The sequence below is a fragment of the Paenibacillus massiliensis subsp. panacisoli DSM 21345 genome (assembly GCF_000426545.1).
In the GTDB taxonomy this organism is placed as follows: domain Bacteria; phylum Bacillota; class Bacilli; order Paenibacillales; family Paenibacillaceae; genus Paenibacillus; species Paenibacillus panacisoli.
This window is the reverse complement of record NZ_AUFO01000001.1, coordinates 94,373-112,180: the sequence shown is the minus strand read 5'-3', so window position 1 is coordinate 112,180 and position 17,808 is coordinate 94,373. Positions and strand designations below refer to the sequence as shown.

Genomic DNA, 17,808 nt, shown 5'->3' with positions numbered 1-17,808 from the left:
TTAATTCTTACCTTTCGGGGTCCCAATCATTTGCAATACCTGTAAAAAAAAGATAAAATAAAAACACAGTCGAAGCAGAGCAAGGGATTTCTTAAGATAATGAATTATAAGTGTTCAGCGAATCTGAACAATTCGATTATCGCAAGAAAAACTTCAGTTAATGGTGATCTGGCTTCTGCGAAAGTACGTCGATGGACGTTTTTCTCACAAAAGAAACCGCTTCTGCCATACGTCCATAGCCCGAAAAAAAGACCCTCTGCAGTCTAGCCCGCAGAAGGTCCGCAACGTTCTCTATTCCAGAAAATCCTTAAGCCGTTTACTCCGGCTAGGATGGCGAAGCTTGCGAAGGGCTTTGGCTTCAATCTGGCGGATCCGTTCACGAGTAACGCCGAACACCTTGCCTACTTCCTCCAGGGTCCGTGTACGTCCGTCATCCAATCCGAAACGAAGACGCAATACATTCTCTTCACGCTCCGTCAACGTGTCCAGCACATCCTCCAGCTGCTCCTTGAGCAATTCATAGGCCGCAGCATCCGCAGGAGCAAGCGCCTCCTGATCCTCTATGAAGTCTCCAAGATGGGAATCGTCTTCCTCACCAATCGGTGTCTCCAACGATACAGGCTCTTGTGCGATTTTCATAATTTCTCGTACTTTCTCAACACTCAATTCCATCTCAGCTGCGACTTCTTCAGGTGTCGGTTCACGCCCCAGCTCCTGCAAGAGCTGCCGAGAGACACGAATGAGCTTGTTGATCGTCTCCACCATGTGAACAGGGATACGAATCGTTCTTGCTTGGTCTGCAATAGCACGGGTAATGGCCTGACGGATCCACCAGGTAGCATACGTACTGAATTTGAAGCCCTTGCCATGATCGAACTTCTCAACAGCCTTGATCAGACCCATATTACCTTCCTGAATAAGATCAAGGAAGAGCATTCCACGTCCTACATAACGCTTGGCGATACTGACCACGAGACGTAGATTGGCTTCAGCCAGCCTGCGCTTCGCTTCTTCATCCCCGTTCTCGATTCGTTTGGCAAGCTCGATCTCATCATCAGCTGACAAGAGCGGTACGCGTCCAATCTCCTTCAAGTACATACGAACAGGGTCGTTGATTTTGATACCTGGAGGCAAGCTCAGATCATCATCAAAGTTGAAGTCATCATTATCATTGGAATCTGGATCATCACTTGGACGCATTCTGGCGATGTCTTCGTCGTTGTCATTCACGACATCAATCCCCATATCACCCAGCTGCTCATAGAATTCATCCATCTGTTCGGGGTCTTGATCAAATGGCGATAATTTTTCCATGATATCCTTGTAGTTCAAGGAAGATCTCTTTTTACCTAATTCAATTAGCTGATCCTTTACCTGATCCAACGTTAGTTCCGTTTCTAGTTCAGTATGTTGATCATTCGCCATAATTCGACTCCCTCCTCCCTAGAAACATCCGGCCTACTCCTTATTGTCTCTCTAGGGCTATAATATCACTTGCTATTTGTGCTGCCAGCAAAAAATCACCAGAACGCTCTGCGGCGATCATCTGCTCTCTTTTCTCATTCAACTGCTGCTGCAGCGGATACCTCCTGACCTCCCGGATACAATCATCCAGCATGGATGGCTCCCAATGACCTGGTGTGTCCATCATCGTAATCGAGCTTACAGCCTTCTCCAGACGATCATCCTGAAGCGAGGACATGAACCTGCTTGGGTCAGGGGGTTTACCTTGTGCATAATATGCATACAGATAAGCAGCAATAGCTGCATAATCATCGATATTGAAAGCATCTCCCAGATTCTCCTCTACATACAGGGCGGCATCGGCATCCTGAATCATCCAGGACAGCAATCTTCGCTCAGCTGCATGATAAGCAGGGAGTACTTGAGGGGTTGGTATTTGGGCTTTTTTATGCCTACCATTATTCCACCTTTTGGCGTTATTATCCCCAGGCAACTGTTTTTTTTGCAGAGATTGCCTCAGCAAATTGCACTCCTGCTTAAGAGTCTCATAATCGACATTCACTTCAGCAGACACCTCTCGCAGGTATACCTCGCGTTCCGTAGGTGAAGATAACGGGGCGATAACCTGAAGTGCCTCCTTGGAATAAGCGATTCTTCCCTCTTCTTCTAGGAGTATATGGTTTTTTTTCAGATATATAAGCTTAAATTTGACGGTTGAAACGGCCCCATCAATAATCTGACGTTTGAAGCGATCGCTCCCGTAACGTCTGATGAAATCATCCGGGTCCAGCCCATCACTTAGCAGGGCCACCTTCACCCGCAAGCCGACTTCCTCTAAGATCGGAAAGTTCTTCAAGGCAGCTGCTTGTCCAGCCGAATCTCCATCATAGCACAAAATAACCTCTTCACACAGACCCTTTAGCATCAATGCATGATGTTCAGTAAGTGCTGTGCCCATAGCCGCGGTGCCCTGATGAACACCTGCCTCCCAGGCCGCAATCACATCCCCGTAGCCCTCAAATAGTACCGCCTGACTCAGCTTGCGGATAGCAGGCTTGGCTTGATGCAAATTGTAAAGGGTTCGGCTTTTGTTAAACAATCGACTCTCGGGTGAGTTGAGATATTTCGGCTGTCCCTCCCCCATAATCCGTCCGGCAAAAGCAACCGTCTTACCGTTGCGGTTCCAGATCGGGAACATGACACGATCCCGAAAGCGATCAACATACCCATCTCCTTCATGACGGGCAGACACCAGGCCTCCTCTTTCCATCTCCGCCAGATCAAAGGATCTCTTCTCAAGAAACTGGACTACAGTATCCCATCGGTTGGGGGCATATCCTATCTGGAATTGATCAATGATCTTGTCCGTGAAGCCTCTTGAACGAAGATAGTCCATAGCCGCCTTGCCATGTTCGGTATTCTTCAATAAGAAATGGTACAGCTTCGCAGTCAATTCATAAGCCTGCAACAGTCTTTCTACCTCAGGATGTTGGTGTGACGTATCACGCCCCTGCCAATCCCCCAGGGGGATATGACTTTCTTCTGCCATGGATCTGACCGCTTCGGGAAAGGATAGTCCTTCGATTTCCATCGTAAATTTGATGGCATTGCCTCCCATACCACAGCCATAACAGTAGAAAATTTGGCGATCAGGCGTCACCGTGAACGAAGGGGTCTTCTCCGAATGAAACGGGCACAGACCTTTCATGTATTTCCCCTGCTTGGTTAAATGCACGTACTTGCTTACCGTATCTACGATATCATGCTGCTGCAATACCGCCTCAATAATCTGCTCCGGTATATTGCCATGTCCGGCACTCATTCCAACCACCTTCATCTCTATAGCACCTAAATTATTATTCGCTATTCCTGTTCATTCTCCTGCAAGAGTTGTAAAAGTTTTGTCAATTTATGTTGAAAAGCCTTTCGGTCCTCCACGGTGAATGGTCGCGGGCCTTTGCCATAACGGCCTTGCTTCCGCTCCTTAGCAGACGTATGACGACGATCCAGCATAAATTCAATGGTCTCATTCTCATAGGATGTTCCGCGAAAGGATAAAGCATAGCAGCGCTTAGCCAAAGCCAGTGCTGCCAGACCATAATCATTGGTTATAACCATATCCCCCTCGTGGATATGGTTGGCAATGTACAGATCCGCGCTTTGATCACTACGATCCACCGTGACAATGCTCACCCCAACTCCACCCTGCAGAACATGATCATATGAAGACACCATGATGACCTCAATATTATAATGTCGTGCCGTGGATATAATCACTGCCTTAACCGGGCAAGCATCTCCGTCAACGACGATTCGGGTGTTATGATTCACGCAGCTCGTCACCCCTCTAAGACATGAAGTCACACGATGCATAAATTTCATAAGAAAAACGACTATCGACGTGCTTTCACAGAAGACATAACGCATCTAGTTGAAGTGGTCAGGCGATGATCGAATGGTTCAGCTACATTGAAAACTTATACATTCTATCATCTTAAAATACGGAACGGCTGCATTATATGATGCGCAATCGTTCCGTATCTTATATCTATACCCAGTAATTCTTTAATTACACACGGCTTACCACACTAACTTGGAGAAATCTGCAAATTGCTTGAGATCTCCGTGAATGGATGCCAGTAGTGCAAGTCGATTCTCGCGTATATCCTGATCCTCTGCCATGACCATAACAGCATCGAAGAAGGAAGTAACGGCAGGAGTGAGTTCAGCTGCGAGTGAGATTGCCTTGCTTGCATCATGCACTTCCAGCGCAGCCATATACGGCACATGCAGCTTGCCCCATACCTCATGTAGATCCTTCTCCTGTTGCTCCGTCAGCAGCTCTGGCTGGATCGTTGTACGTGAGGCTTTGGCAGCAAGATTGGCCAAGCGATTGAAGGACTCGACAGTAATCTTGAAGTCCTCCTGTTCTTGAACTGCAGACATCAGCGCTTGTCCGCGGGCAACAACCGATGCGATCTGATCAAAACCTGCTGCGATCACAGCATCGACGACGTCGTAACGCAGTGTCTCGGAGAGCAGTTTTTTCACACGCATACCGAAGAAGTCCATCAGATCTTTACGAATTTCATCACTGCTGCGTTTCATATGCCCGAAATCCACATGTACGTTCAATGCTACATCGAACAGATCGCTCAGCTTCAGAGCCAGTTCACAGTTCAGAAGAATCTGTACAATCCCGGCAGCTTGACGACGCAATGCATACGGGTCCTGCGAGCCTGTAGGAATGATCCCGAGTGAGAAGCAGCCTGTGATCGTATCGATCTTGTCTGCAATGCTGACGATTGCGCCAGCCATTGTTGTTGGAACAGCATCCCCAGCAAAACGTGGCTGGTAGTGCTCGAAAATGCCTGTTGCAACATCCGCCTTCTCGCCAGCCTTAAGTGCATAATCCTGTCCCATGACACCTTGCAGTTCAGGGAATTCATACACCATTTGAGTGACCAGGTCGAATTTACAAATATCAGCTGTACGGCTTACGGATTCCGCGTCATTGGAGGACACATTCAAGCTCTGTGCCAACGTATCTGCAATCTTGCGAACGCGGCGCACCTTATCTCCGACCGTACCAAGCTCCTCGTGGAATACAATGCTCTCAAGCTTGGACAGCGCATCCTTGATAGCTAGCTTCTGATCTTCTTCATAGAAGAATTTGGCATCGGAGAGACGGGCACGAAGCACTTTCTCATTCCCTTTAGCGATGACATCAAGTGACTCGTTTCCACCATTACGTACCGTAACAAAATAAGGAAGCAACTCACCTTGCTGATCAAATACCGGGAAATAACGCTGATGTTCACGCATGGAAGTAATCAGTACCTCACGCGGGATGTTGAGGAAAGCCGGATCGAATGTGCCAAATAGCACGGTCGGTGTCTCAACCAGGTACAGCACTTCCTCTAGCAGGTCCTCTTTGATGGAGATATTCCAGGATTTCTCTTTGGCCAGCGCCTCGATCTGGTCCACGATCATCTTCTTGCGTACATCAACGTCAGCTACAACATGCTGCGCACTAAGCGCTTTTGTATAAGCGGATGGCTCAGATAGTGTTACTTCCGTGCCCAGAAAACGATGTCCGCGCGTTACATTCCCAGCCGTTACACCTGCAATTTCAAAAGGAACCACTTCCTCTCCGAACAACGCTACCATCCAACGGATCGGTCGTACGAACTTGAAGTCGTAGTTGGCCCAGCGCATGAATTTTGGGAAGGTCATGGATTGCACAATATGACGCAGTCCATCAGCAAGAATTTCGGTAGTCTGAACACCCTTGCTGCTCTTGGTCGCATAGATATACTCTACGCCGCTCAACTCTTTAAAGGTGAACTGCTCCGGGTCTACTCCCTGACTGCGGGCAAACCCGAGCGCTGCTTTACTCCAGTTGCCCTGATCATCCAGTGCAATCTTTCTGGAAGGCCCTTTTACTTCTTCCTCAATGTCTTCTTGCTTCTCGGCAACATCATGGACCAGCACAGCAAGACGGCGTGGAGTAGCGTATGTCTCTAGGGTGCCATGCTCCAGACGAGATTCCTGTAGCCATTGCAGCATGCGTTCCTTCAGCTGCTCTGTTGCTGCAGGCAGGAAGCGGGCAGGGACTTCCTCCAGACCAATTTCAAACAGAATATCCTTAGACATGCTCTACATCCCCTTTCTTCAACAACGGGAATCCCAGCTTTTCGCGTTCCTCCATGTAGGTAGCGGCAATTTGCCGTGCCAGATTACGGACACGTGTAATGTAGCCCGTACGCTCTGTCACGCTGATTGCTCCGCGAGCATCCAGCAGATTGAAGGTATGTGAGCACTTCAGTACGTAATCATAAGCCGGGAACACCAGATGCTGTGCCATGGCCTTGTTTGCTTCTTCCTCATACATATTGAACAGGGTGAATAGCATCTTTACATCAGATACTTCGAACGTATATTTGGAATGCTCATACTCAGGCTGATGGAATACATCACCATAAGTTACGCCTTCCACCCACTCTAGCTCGAATACATTTTCTTTTTCTTGAATATAAGAAGCCAGACGCTCCATACCATACGTAATCTCTACAGATACTGGGCTTGTCTCAATACCCCCTACCTGCTGGAAATACGTGAACTGCGTAATCTCCATCCCATCGAGCCATACTTCCCAGCCAAGACCAGCACAGCCCAGCGACGGATTCTCCCAGTTATCCTCAACAAATCGAATATCGTGCTTCAGCGGATCTATTCCAAGGCGCTTCAGACTCTCCAGATACATCTCCTGAATGTTATCCGGTGAAGGCTTGATAATGACCTGAAATTGATGATGCTGATACAAGCGATTCGGGTTCTCGCCATAACGACCGTCTGATGGGCGACGTGAAGGCTCCACGTAGGCCACCTTCCATGGCTCCGGTCCCAACGAACGTAGGAAGGTCATTGGGTTCATCGTGCCTGCACCCTTCTCGGTATCATAGGGTTGAACGATAATGCAGTTCTCAGCTGCCCAGAAATCCTGGAGCGTCAAGATCATCTGCTGAAAATTCATAGTACACGCCTCTCTTCTGTATATTGTATTTCCTTATGTACAGACGACATCTATGGCAAGCCGGACATGAAAAAGCCCCCGCCCCTCTACGTCTGCACAGACGTAGGGACGAGAGCATTGCTCCCGCGGTTCCACCCTACTTGATTATCAGTCCACTTGACTGACGATCCGCTTTTCGGTGTCATTGTTAAATCCATGCTCCTGAGTGCCCATCACAGCTTGCTCCCACCGGGCTTTCACCATCCCCGACTCGCTATAAGAAGCTACATTCTGCTACCCTCTCGATCATAGCATAGCCATCTCACTCACAGTGAAATGAATTCCTACACAGCACCACACAATATCACATTGAATGATGCCCAGATAAAAGTATATTACTACTGAATATCGTATTTATCAAGCTGATCCAAAAAATTTCTCGTTTTAAGCTGCAAGCCTAGCTGCATATCCATGAATTGTCTCATGATTTGCTTCATCTCTTGCTTGGTGGAATCACTGATATTTACATTGCCCAATCTCGTCAGATCCAGTTGCGAATACAACCGCAGTAGCTTGAGCGCTTTGGGCGACAGCTCTAGTGAAGCTGGGTCAAAATGACGACAGGCCCGGCATAGCACACCTCCAAGACGGGGACTAATGAAGATCGGGCCCTCCTCCAGCACTTTCCCACAAGAGATACATGCATCCAATTGGGGGCCGTAGCCGGCAGCCTGGAGGATTTTCATTTCGTACATATTCGTTACAGTTAGCGGGTCCTTTCCTTCAGACATGGCCGAAAGACAAGCCTTAAGCTGCCTGAACCAGAAGGCCCCTGTCTCTTCTTCTTGCAGCACACGATCCAGCAGCTCACATACATAAGATGCATAAGCCGCCTTGACAATGTCCTCACGAAGCTCATGATGGGACTCCAGAATCTCTCCCGAATTCAGCGTACCCAGTCCCGTATTACGGAAGAATACATATGAAGCATACGTAAAGGGCTGTGTTAACGCTCCATGGCGGCTTTTGGGCTTTTTGGCCCCACGGACGAGTACCCCAACTTTGGCTCCGTTCTCGGTGCAAAGCGTAATAATTTTATTTCCCTCACCGTAGTCCATGCTACGGATGACGATTCCTTCCAACCTGTAGAGCATAACTGTTCCCCCAACCATTGCCTAACAAGCCAATCATTCATTGACTTCGTCCTCTTCATCCAACTCTGCATCCACCGCATCCTGCTCAATTGCTTGAGCGTGCTTGTACAATAAATACGCATCGACATCTCCAGTCATCGTAAAATACTGCCACGAAAAATCTCGCATTCGTATTCATCCTCTCTTTTCGGAAATGGCGCCCAAATTAACGGAATGCATTTACGAAATAGGATGTTCGCTGACTGTCGTTGTATGTGTTGCAATTATTGGATGAGCCTAGGCATCACGGTGAAAACCAAGATCACGCAGCACACGTTCCTGATTGCGCCAGTCTTTCTTCACCTTTACCCACAGCTCCAGGAAGATTTTGGACCCGAGCAAGTTCTCGATATCCTTGCGCGCTTGCTTGCCCACTTCCTTCAGCATAGCTCCCTGCTTGCCAATGATGATACCTTTTTGTGAATCCCGCTCCACGTAAATGACGGCCGAGATTTGCACGATCCCGTTGTCCTGCTTACGCATATCCTCAATAATAACAGCAATGGAATGGGGAATTTCCTCACGGGTCATATGCAGAATCTTCTCACGAACCAGCTCCGCAATTACGAATTGCTCGGGGTGGTCGGTCACCTGATCATCGGGATAATATTGCGGTCCTTCCGGGAGATATCTCGCAATCTGCTCCAGCAGACGGTCCACGTTATTTCCCAGCTTGGCTGATACAGGTACAATCTCGGAAAAATCATACAGCTTGCGATATTCTTCGATTAGTGGCAAGAGAGCTTCCGGCTCAATCCGGTCAATCTTGTTGAGTACCAATATTACAGGTGTGTTCACCTTCTTAAGCTGCTCCGCAATAAAGCGGTCCCCTCCGCCCATGCCTTCCGCAGCATCGACCAGGAACAAGACAGCTTCCACCTCGCCTAGTGTATTAAAGGCTGTCTGATTCATATAGTCACCAAGCTTGGACTGTCTCTTGTGAATACCTGGCGTATCCAAAAAAACGACCTGACTGTTCTCTGTTGTGTATACTCCATGAATTTTATTACGTGTCGTCTGTGGCTTATCCGACATGATCGCTATTTTTTGGCCAATTACGTGATTCATCAGCGTTGATTTACCCACATTCGGTCTACCCACAATGGCTACGAATCCAGATTTGAATTGCTTCTTGGACATTTATTTTCCTCCTGAAAGATCTTGCTCTAAATTAGGGCCTGAATGCAAACCAACTCCGTTGTCCGCTTCAAGCAAATTATAATCTTGAACTTGTGTACAAACGAGCTCGGGCTGCTACTTGTTTAAAAGTGCCTCTAGGCAAAAGGCTCATTCGTTGAACTCTTCGTCTACTCTTTGCCTAAATCAGAAGGTCCGAATGCATAAGGAAGCAGCTCCTGCATCGTGGTCTCACGCATCTCGCCCTTCAAATTACCAAGAATAACAGGCATATCCGGCGCACATAGCTCTGCCATGACCTGACGGCATACACCACATGGAGCAATAGGCTGCTCCGTATCTCCAATTATAGCCATCGCCTTGAAGCTACGTGCCTTTTTCCCTTGAGCCATCGCGCTGAACATGGCTGTACGTTCGGCACAGTTGCTCGGCGTATATGCAGCATTCTCAATGTTGCAGCCATGATGAATATTTCCGTCCGCATCCAGCAGTGCAGCCCCAACCTTGAAGGAGGAGTAAGGCACATAGGCCTTCTCACGGGCAGCCCTCGCTTCTTGCATTAACCCTGACCAATCCATCATTATTCTAACCTCCAGCTATAAAAAATTAACGTAAAGATAAAAGTTGACCTGCAAAGTGCATTACAGGTTCAAAAAATACGATACAGCCGACAATAACGGCAAATACCGCAGCCATGAGCACAGCCCCGGCAGCGGTATCCTTGGCGATTTTGGCCAAAGAGTGAAACTCCGGGCTGATCAGATCCACCGTGGTCTCAATGGCCGTGTTGATCATTTCCGCCACCAGTACCAACGCCATGGCCGTGATGACAAAGAGCCAATCTATTAACGAAATATGTAGAATGTAGCCCATGACGCCGACCAGCAACGTAGCCGCCACATGGACTCTCATATTGATCTGGGTGCGAAATGCGTACACAATACCTTCCCAGGCATGGCGAAACGTAAGCCTCCATGATCGTTCTCTCATTATCTCAACAGCCCCACCTGAGCCAGCACAGCCTCTTGCTTGCCCATCATCTCCGCTTCGCTCGCTTCATCCTGATGGTCATAGCCGAGCAGATGGAGAAAACCGTGTACGAATAAGAACCCAAGCTCTCGATCCAATGAATGACCGTACTCTTCACTTTGACGCTTGGCCGTCTGCACCGAAATGATAATATCACCCAGCATATCGGGCAACTCCAGCTCTGCTTCAGGTTCCAGGCTGTAGATAATATCAGGCTCCTCTTCCAGCTCCTCATTCATGGCAAAGGACAGCACGTCTGTCGGTCGGTCAATGCCCCGATATTGCCGGTTCAGCTCGTGAATTTGTTCGTCAGTCACAAAAGTAAGGGCCACTTCCCCTTCTGTTACACCTTCAGCCTCTCCAGCACGCTCCAGGAGGGTCTCCAGCGTGGAGATCAGGGCATCTGTTATTTCCAGATCATCCTGTTCGCTATTCCATACCAATTGCAGGCCCATACATAACGCTCCTTTTATCGTTCATTTGAAGCCAATCATTTCACCCTAGCTGGCTAAGCCGCTGTGGTGTATCTATCATCCTATCCAGACCCCGGCATGTCAATGAGTACACATCCCTTTCCATCCAGCTTCTAGGAATAATTCTCTATGACTGCCGGTTTGCACGGATTTGCACGATTTGTAAGATCCGCGAGACCTTTATAGCTAGCTACCGCTACATTTACATGGACACTTTACTTGCGCTCGCTCGATTTCTAGCTCTGCTTGGTCTCATTAGCCTGGCCCGGCTTGCCTTCCGGGTACTCGATTCTGGAATGAAATATTCCCATGACCGTCTCCTTCAATGTCTGAGCTATGATATCTAACTCTCGCATCGTCAGATCACAGTCATTGAATTGATGGTCATCCAGCTTACTCTTGATAATCTTCTCTATCATCGACTCCACTTGCTCCACTGTCGGCTTACGCAAGGAGCGAACCGCCGCTTCTACACTATCAGAAATGCCAACGACCGCTGCCTCCTTGGATTGTGCCTTCGGCCCCGGATAGCGGAAATCGTCCTCCGTGAAATCAGGCTGAATGCCCTGCTCCTCAGCTTGTCGTAAAGCTTTGTGATAGAAATAATGGAGGAAGCTGGTCCCATGATGCTGCTCGGCAATGTCACGAATCGGCTTAGGAAGCTTGTAATCCTTCTGCATCTCCACACCATCTCGTGCATGGGCAATAATGATGGATTTGCTCAGCTTCGGGTCCATGGAATCGTGAGGATTCTCCATTCCATTCTGATTCTCTATGAAATAAGAAGGACGCTTCGTTTTTCCTATATCATGATAGTACGAGCCAACACGGCACAACAGGCCATTCGCACCAATCGCTTCGGCTGCCGCCTCCGACAGATTACCAACCATAACGCTATGATGATACGTACCTGGCGTCTCAGTAAGCAGCTTGCGCAGTAGCGGATGGTTCGGATTCGACAGCTCTACCAGCTTAAGCGCAGATAGAATGCCGAATGTTGATTCGAAGAATGGCATCAGCCCAATGACCAACACCGCCGTAACCAATCCACCAGCGAAGGCGCCTGCTGCAGCGTATAATGTTGTGGTCTGTGACCAGCCTCCCTCATCAATCCATGCAAGAGCGAACACGGTCAGACTGCCGAAAATACAGCACATAATGGCTCCCTTGAAGAGTGCTGATCGCTGACTAACCCGGTGGATCGTGAAGATGGCAGTCAAGGAGACAACAATGGCAAAAAAGCCGAAGTTATAATCGAAAATTTGATTTTGATGGACATTGAGAATAATGCTGGATAATACACTGAAGATGAGAGCACTCACAAAGGCAAGTGAACGGTCCAACAGCAGTGTAATCAACATGGCACCAATAGCGACAGGAGCAAAATAGCCCAAATAGGACCGGTCATTGTTCTGTACAATGCTAACTAGGTAGAGTGAGCCGATCGTAATAAGGAAAATGATTACCAGCATGAGAAGTTGAGCGTTATTATACTTGAATTTGGGAGAGTCTGACTGGCGTATATACATGAGCAGACCGCCTGCCAGCAGGCTCGACAGCACCAAAAGCCCCAACTGCGGCCAATAATTAATCTCGTCCTTGAGCAGGTTGTTCTCATCTAGCAGTGCATAGGTCTCAGGCGTAATTCGCTCTCCTTTTTGGACAAGCACCTCACCTTGCTTAATGAATACCGTAGGTGTATTCTCTCTGGCCTGCACCTTGGCTTCCTTCGTTGCTTCATCATCATAGAACTTATTAGCTGTGATAGCGAGTCGGGCAAGCTCCTGCACGACCTCACGCGAAGTCCTGTCACTGAGCGTACTGGTGCTTACCAGCTCGGCTACCTTCGCCCTCGCACTTTGCGCATCGGTAATCTGATCATTCATGAGCCGAATCACAATCTCACGGGTAACTGGCTTCATAGCGGTAATTTGCTCGGAAGTCAGCCTTGGAATCTTGATGAATGTCTCCTCACTAATGCGATAAGTCTGTTCCTTCGTCCGTTGCAATACCTCGTCCAGTAGCTTTTGCGGATAGGTGTCTGATTTGGCGCTATTATTCACAAAATTCTGCACAAAATCGCTGGCACGCTGCGGAATCTCCTGCTTATAGATCCCGATTTTATCCTCACGTGATACCTGGTCGTCCTGATTGAGCCGTTCAATCCGATCCAGGATAGATACCACGAAATTCTCATTGCGCATCGGAACAATCGTATAGATCGACTGCACACGCTCGGCAGCCTCTTCTTGCGCCTTCAGGGTAGCCTTGTTATTCGGCAGCTGCATCGGAGCTACAATTTCTTTCTCGCTTGGCATGTTCACCTGAATATCGTAACGCTCCGGTAATAGACGGGGAGCCAGGCTAACAAAGAAAAGAAGCATCAAAAATAAAAACAGAAGATAGCGTGTTGCCACGCTATACTTCCATCCGCTTGTTCTATACTGGAGCGCTCTGTCCTTCAATGGTTCTTTCGAGGTCATTAAAACAATCCCTCTCTATACTTGATTTTCAACAGCACGGTCATAGGCCACGATGATTTTCTGCACTAGAGAATGCCGTACCACATCCTCCTCCGCGAATTGTACGAAACCAATCTCTTCAATTCCGCTAAGGATGGACTTTGCCTCCACCAGACCAGATTTTTTGCCCCGAGGCAAATCGATTTGCGTTACATCCCCGGTTATGACCATTTTGGACCCAAACCCAAGACGGGTCAGGAACATCTTCATTTGCTCCGGCGTCGTATTCTGTGCTTCATCCAAAATGATAAAGGAGTCATCCAATGTACGACCACGCATATAGGCCAGCGGCGCAATCTCGATCAGTCCGCGTTCTAGTGCCTTGGCCGTCTGATCCGGTCCCATCACATCATATAACGCATCATACAGCGGTCTCAGATACGGATCGACCTTCTCCTGCAGATCACCTGGCAAGAAGCCTAGATTCTCACCCGCCTCAACAGCAGGCCGTGTAAGCACGATTCTCTTGACGGAGCCTTCCTTCAGAGCAGCCACAGCGAGCACTACAGCCAGATACGTCTTGCCCGTTCCGGCAGGGCCGATCCCGAATACTACATCCCGCTTCTTGATCGTCGTGACATAATGCTTCTGCCCGATCGTCTTGACGCGGATGGGCTTGCCGCGGAACGTGCTCGTAATCTCGCCCTTGAACAAGTCCAACAATTGATCGGCACGATGATCCTTTGCCAGTTCAACTGCATACAACATATCACGTTCAGTCAGTACATAGCCGTTACGAATCAACTGCAACAGCACATCAAAGAGCTGCCCCAGCATCTCAACCTCGCGCACTCCGCCATAAATCGCAATCTCCTGCTCGCGCGAATCAATCTTGGCTGTCGTAACGCCTTCAATTATCTTCAGAAACGAATCCTGCGGTCCGAAGAGCGATTGCCCCTCCCCCGCATTGTGAAGTGCAATGCGTATGCTGCCTTGTTGTTCAGCCAAATATCCTCAATCTCCTTGGTTATAAACTATCGGAAGCTCTTCCGTGATATACTGCTCAACTTCAAATAATACTTTCATATAAACTTTACCATTCTCTCTCTTCTCATGCAAAATTTTTTGTCCTAAAATTTCAGTTCCTTTGCCATATTTGGCTAAAATCTGCTTTTTGGCATGTTCTATACCGCTAATCTTAGCCTCTGTCTCACTCACTACATGAGTGGCCTTCTGCGACTCCATAACGCGTTCAGTCATCCATCCGACGGGCAAGCGAAGATCTCTCCATGTAAGCGGATTATGCTCCGTTACGGTTTCATAAGCAGCATATGGCTTCTGGCCATAACCCCACATCTGGATGGCACGATTCCCGAGCACCAGATACAGTTTATCATAACTGTTCCCTGTATAGCTCTTTCTATGCTGCACAAGAGGAATCTCGATCTCATATTCATGCCATACCATGCCCTTGACCTCACCCTTGGCTACCACCATCTGGGCGTGCTGCTCGTCGCCGATCATGCCGGAGATCAGAATGTCGCCCTTCTTGACACGTGTGTTCCGACTAACCACAGGTCTGCCCTGCTCTGCATAGATCTCGGTAATTACTGCATCTGCCTTGCTAATTAAATGACGTGGACTAAGAAGCTTCGTCGGTTCAGGCTTCTCGGCTTCCACGATCTGAATAATGACCTCCGTACCACGAATTTCCACCCCCACCCATGAGGTGTCGGGTAGTCTGCGCATAAGGGCCTGAGACAGCTTGTCCTGGCTCATGAGCCGGAATTTCCATTGATAAGGGTACAGACCTTCGCTCTTGGCAGCCTGCAGCACCCGGTCCACTGTAAGCCGATCATTGCCCCTTACCTCCACATCCCACACTAACGAGCTCATCAATACCAGCACCAGAATAAATATACCCACACCTGCTGCAAAAAAAGCCCTCCTACCCAGGCGTGACAGTTGAAACGGAAGCCCCCTGCGTTCATATACATGCATACGGGAGCCTGTCCGCTTCAAAAGGGGACGAAGCCGAAAGAAATCCGGCAGAAGTACCCTCATGCTGGTCATTTGCTCACCTAAGGAAACTACATCCCACACATGTATGCCCTGCACGGTCAGCAGATTCACCAATTCAGCAATTCGTTCTCCCTTGACTACAAGTCGAACATGGCCTTGAATCCAGGTTAAGGTTGAATTCTTCAAGGTTCATCCCCCGTTCTCTCCATGCGTATATGGATAATCTCACCCTCTATACTTATCTCTTCTGGCAAAATAGAGGTGATCACAAGCTCCCTGCCCTCGATTCTCAGCTTCCCGTAAGCATGCGCCAGCAGCAGGTGCTCAGATGTGAAATCCATCAGGCCCTTGTGATTCTCGATATACAGCTGCCTGCTGCCAATTAAGATGACGCGGGGCATATCCAAAAGAATGTCCTGAGGCAAATCCAGAGCCTCACTGGTCCATTTCCGCAGCCTGCGGCTGAATCGGGCCATTAAGCAGCCTCCCCCTTCCTGTACTGCCGCACGATGCTGTAGTTGCTTGATCGCGCTATGAAGGGCACCCAGGCATCATAGTCCCCTTCCATACACCCTATTCACAGACGGTATTTTTTATGTAAGGTGTACGCAAAAAAGCTGTATGTCTTCAAGAGACATACAGCTTTTCAGATACTAACACAATGTGATCGTATGCAGTTCAATGCAGTTCGATTCCATGCACCGCTTAACGTCCTATTTTACATCAGCTCAACGGCTTCACTCGTGCTTAATAGAGCATGCTTGAGCACTAGCTTATGAGCGGTAGCCGTCATCAGTTCGCAATTTTGTGGGAATTGTAGCTTTAGAACAGGATTAATCTAGAGCATGTTGCGACGATAACGCGTGGATCTGCGCTTCGACTTTGGAGGTGACAATATTTCGGACCAAATGATCCCTTGTCTGACATCGTCTGCAGACATTCGACGAAATTTGCTGCCACTGCTTGCAGACTCCGATAGTTCCTCTGCCGGTTCAAAGAGATTGGTGCTTGAAATCCGATTCAATCGCTCATTCAAACGTGCTCGCTCTTCCTCCATTCTGCGCAAACGCTCATCCAGAGTGCTAGCCTCGCCATTATGACGACCCATGGATAACGTATCCCGTTGAGTAGAACCCGTGTCCGTGCGTTCATTCAGCTGTCTGCGCTTCTGATCATTCTCACGCTCGTACTCATCATAGTCATCTTCATCATCGTCATCGTCCCAGGAAGGATCATACCCGTCATCTTCATCCGGGTCATATCTACGATCCTCCCCGTACCCTCGACCTGTCTGCGGGTCATTGGGATCGGCGTGAGAAGGCGACGGCTGAGCTGGTCTAGTTGGCTGCTGTGTAGATTTGGTTGCTCGACCAAGAAGCGAGAACAATCCGAAGAGAATTGCTGCCACAATATAAAAATTATCAAATATCCAGCCTATCAGGTTCATGATTCACCGCCTCACTTACGGTATCCGCTGCAATCATCTGTTATTGTCCGATGAATCTCTGTCGGAGTTATCACTAGGCTTACCAAGTGCTTCACGCATTTGCGTATCTGCCTCAAGATTTTGCATATTGATATAATCCATGACACCGATATTCCCGCTACGCAGCGCTTCCGCCATAGCAAGTGGTACCTGGGACTCGGATTCTACAACGCGCGCGCGCATCTCTACGACGCGAGCCTTCATTTCCTGCTCTTGTGCTACAGCCATCGCACGACGTTCTTCCGCCTTCGCCTGCGCAATCCGTTTGTCAGCCTCAGCCTGCTCTGTCTGCAGGAAGGCACCGATATTTTTACCTACATCCACATCAGCAATATCAATAGACAGAATCTCGAACGCTGTACCCGCATCAAGACCCTTGGACAACACTGTACGCGAGATCAGATCCGGATTCTCCAGTACATCCTTGTGAGAGTCAGAGGAACCATTTGTACTTACAATCCCTTCCCCAACACGAGCAATAATGGTCTCTTCACCCGCACCACCGACGAGACGATCAATATTCGCGCGCACGGTAACACGAGCTCTTACCTTAACCTCGATACCATCCTTGGCAACTGCGGAGACAATAGGCGTCTCGATAACACGTGGGTTAACACTCATTTGGACAGCTTGTAGTACGTCACGACCAGCCAGATCGATAGCTGCTGCGCGTTCGAATTCCAATGGAATGTTAGCACGCTGTGCAGCAATTAGAGCATTTACGACACGGTCTACATTACCACCCGCCAAAAAGTGACTTTCCAGTTGATTAATATTGAGACCAAGGCCTGCTTTAGTTGCCTTGATCAGAGGATTAACAATCCGGCTTGGCGTAACCCGGCGCAATCGCATCGCAACCAGCGTAATGATTCCGATCTTTACACCCGAAGCCAATGCGGAAATCCACAGCATAACCGGGAAAAAGCTAAAGAAGACACTAAGGACAATAATCGCCAGCACAGCGATCAGCAATACTCCGATGAATCCACCTTCGAACAATTCGATCATCCTCCAAGTATAAATACGT

The 17,808-nt window shown here is 48.5% G+C and carries 17 protein-coding genes; all 17 read right to left on the bottom strand.

The window, feature by feature from the left end:
• Nucleotides 1-291: 291 nt before the first annotated feature.
• Nucleotides 292-1,425 carry an RNA polymerase sigma factor RpoD gene (gene rpoD / locus K331_RS0100465; RefSeq protein ID WP_018886743.1) on the bottom strand — a complete coding sequence of 378 codons (1,134 nt, stop codon included), beginning with the start codon at nt 1,423-1,425 and terminating at the stop codon, nt 292-294.
• A gap of 40 nt (nt 1,426-1,465) precedes the next feature.
• Nucleotides 1,466-3,286: a DNA primase gene (gene dnaG / locus K331_RS0100460; protein WP_028588756.1), complete on the bottom strand. Its 1,821-nt coding sequence runs from the start codon at nt 3,284-3,286 to the stop codon at nt 1,466-1,468.
• Between the two features lie 41 nt (nt 3,287-3,327).
• Nucleotides 3,328-3,837, bottom strand: a complete 510-nt coding sequence (locus K331_RS0100455) for a YaiI/YqxD family protein (protein ID WP_051289561.1) — start codon at nt 3,835-3,837, stop codon at nt 3,328-3,330.
• 207 nt (nt 3,838-4,044) lie between these two features.
• Nucleotides 4,045-6,120, bottom strand: coding sequence for a glycine--tRNA ligase subunit beta (glyS, locus tag K331_RS0100450; RefSeq protein WP_028588754.1), 2,076 nt, complete (start codon nt 6,118-6,120; stop codon nt 4,045-4,047).
• Nucleotides 6,113-7,000 carry a glycine--tRNA ligase subunit alpha gene (gene glyQ / locus K331_RS0100445; protein WP_018886739.1) on the bottom strand — a complete coding sequence of 296 codons (888 nt, stop codon included), beginning with the start codon at nt 6,998-7,000 and terminating at the stop codon, nt 6,113-6,115. The genes glyS and glyQ overlap by 8 nt, the downstream gene beginning before the upstream one ends.
• A gap of 377 nt (nt 7,001-7,377) precedes the next feature.
• Complete coding sequence (gene recO / locus K331_RS0100440) at nt 7,378-8,133, bottom strand: DNA repair protein RecO (protein ID WP_028588753.1); 756 nt, start codon at nt 8,131-8,133, stop codon at nt 7,378-7,380.
• A gap of 33 nt (nt 8,134-8,166) precedes the next feature.
• The gene (locus tag K331_RS31305; RefSeq protein WP_084165294.1) at nt 8,167-8,301 is read right to left on the bottom strand and encodes a YqzL family protein; all 135 of its coding nucleotides are present in this window, start codon (nt 8,299-8,301) and stop codon (nt 8,167-8,169) included.
• Between the two features lie 108 nt (nt 8,302-8,409).
• On the bottom strand, nt 8,410-9,312 hold the full coding sequence (era, locus tag K331_RS0100430; protein WP_025679304.1) for a GTPase Era: 903 nt from the start codon (nt 9,310-9,312) through the stop codon (nt 8,410-8,412).
• A gap of 167 nt (nt 9,313-9,479) precedes the next feature.
• Nucleotides 9,480-9,887 carry a cytidine deaminase gene (locus K331_RS0100425; protein WP_025679302.1) on the bottom strand — a complete coding sequence of 136 codons (408 nt, stop codon included), beginning with the start codon at nt 9,885-9,887 and terminating at the stop codon, nt 9,480-9,482.
• A gap of 28 nt (nt 9,888-9,915) precedes the next feature.
• Nucleotides 9,916-10,299 carry a diacylglycerol kinase family protein gene (locus K331_RS0100420; protein WP_028588752.1) on the bottom strand — a complete coding sequence of 128 codons (384 nt, stop codon included), beginning with the start codon at nt 10,297-10,299 and terminating at the stop codon, nt 9,916-9,918.
• Nucleotides 10,299-10,793 (bottom strand): rRNA maturation RNase YbeY, encoded by a 495-nt coding sequence (ybeY, locus tag K331_RS0100415; protein WP_028588751.1) that lies wholly within the window; start codon nt 10,791-10,793, stop codon nt 10,299-10,301. The genes K331_RS0100420 and ybeY overlap by 1 nt, the downstream gene beginning before the upstream one ends.
• A 254-nt stretch (nt 10,794-11,047) precedes the next feature.
• Entirely contained in the window at nt 11,048-13,294 is a 2,247-nt protein-coding gene (locus K331_RS0100410; protein WP_028588750.1) for an HD family phosphohydrolase, read from the bottom strand.
• Nucleotides 13,295-13,309: 15 nt separating this feature from the next.
• Nucleotides 13,310-14,281: a PhoH family protein gene (locus K331_RS0100405; RefSeq protein WP_018886730.1), complete on the bottom strand. Its 972-nt coding sequence runs from the start codon at nt 14,279-14,281 to the stop codon at nt 13,310-13,312.
• 6 nt (nt 14,282-14,287) lie between these two features.
• Nucleotides 14,288-15,481, bottom strand: coding sequence for a sporulation protein YqfD (yqfD, locus tag K331_RS0100400; RefSeq protein ID WP_028588749.1), 1,194 nt, complete (start codon nt 15,479-15,481; stop codon nt 14,288-14,290).
• A complete protein-coding gene (gene yqfC / locus K331_RS0100395) occupies nt 15,478-15,771 on the bottom strand; it encodes a sporulation protein YqfC (protein WP_018886728.1) in 294 nt (97 codons plus the stop codon). The genes yqfD and yqfC overlap by 4 nt, the downstream gene beginning before the upstream one ends.
• A 362-nt stretch (nt 15,772-16,133) precedes the next feature.
• The gene (locus K331_RS0100390; RefSeq protein ID WP_028588748.1) at nt 16,134-16,742 is read right to left on the bottom strand and encodes a hypothetical protein; all 609 of its coding nucleotides are present in this window, start codon (nt 16,740-16,742) and stop codon (nt 16,134-16,136) included.
• Between the two features lie 33 nt (nt 16,743-16,775).
• Nucleotides 16,776-17,780, bottom strand: coding sequence for a flotillin-like protein FloA (gene floA / locus K331_RS0100385; RefSeq protein ID WP_028588747.1), 1,005 nt, complete (start codon nt 17,778-17,780; stop codon nt 16,776-16,778).
• Nucleotides 17,781-17,808 lie beyond the last annotated feature (28 nt).

Excerpts from the sequence above, each read along its gene's own strand:
- glyQ (WP_018886739.1), bottom strand. The coding sequence starts at position 7,000 with ATGAATTTTCAGCAGATGATCTTGACGCTCCAGGATTTCTGGGCAGCT.
- glyS (WP_028588754.1), bottom strand. The coding sequence starts at position 6,120 with ATGTCTAAGGATATTCTGTTTGAAATTGGTCTGGAGGAAGTCCCTGCC.
- K331_RS0100410 (WP_028588750.1), bottom strand. The coding sequence starts at position 13,294 with ATGACCTCGAAAGAACCATTGAAGGACAGAGCGCTCCAGTATAGAACA.
- K331_RS0100425 (WP_025679302.1), bottom strand. The coding sequence starts at position 9,887 with ATGGATTGGTCAGGGTTAATGCAAGAAGCGAGGGCTGCCCGTGAGAAG.
- K331_RS31305 (WP_084165294.1), bottom strand. The coding sequence starts at position 8,301 with ATGCGAGATTTTTCGTGGCAGTATTTTACGATGACTGGAGATGTCGAT.
- recO (WP_028588753.1), bottom strand. The coding sequence starts at position 8,133 with ATGCTCTACAGGTTGGAAGGAATCGTCATCCGTAGCATGGACTACGGT.
- K331_RS0100390 (WP_028588748.1), bottom strand. The coding sequence starts at position 16,742 with ATGAACCTGATAGGCTGGATATTTGATAATTTTTATATTGTGGCAGCA.
- K331_RS0100455 (WP_051289561.1), bottom strand. The coding sequence starts at position 3,837 with ATGCATCGTGTGACTTCATGTCTTAGAGGGGTGACGAGCTGCGTGAAT.
- era (WP_025679304.1), bottom strand. The coding sequence starts at position 9,312 with ATGTCCAAGAAGCAATTCAAATCTGGATTCGTAGCCATTGTGGGTAGA.
- yqfC (WP_018886728.1), bottom strand. The coding sequence starts at position 15,771 with ATGGCCCGATTCAGCCGCAGGCTGCGGAAATGGACCAGTGAGGCTCTG.
- rpoD (WP_018886743.1), bottom strand. The coding sequence starts at position 1,425 with ATGGCGAATGATCAACATACTGAACTAGAAACGGAACTAACGTTGGAT.
- ybeY (WP_028588751.1), bottom strand. The coding sequence starts at position 10,793 with ATGGGCCTGCAATTGGTATGGAATAGCGAACAGGATGATCTGGAAATA.
- K331_RS0100420 (WP_028588752.1), bottom strand. The coding sequence starts at position 10,299 with ATGAGAGAACGATCATGGAGGCTTACGTTTCGCCATGCCTGGGAAGGT.
- dnaG (WP_028588756.1), bottom strand. The coding sequence starts at position 3,286 with ATGAGTGCCGGACATGGCAATATACCGGAGCAGATTATTGAGGCGGTA.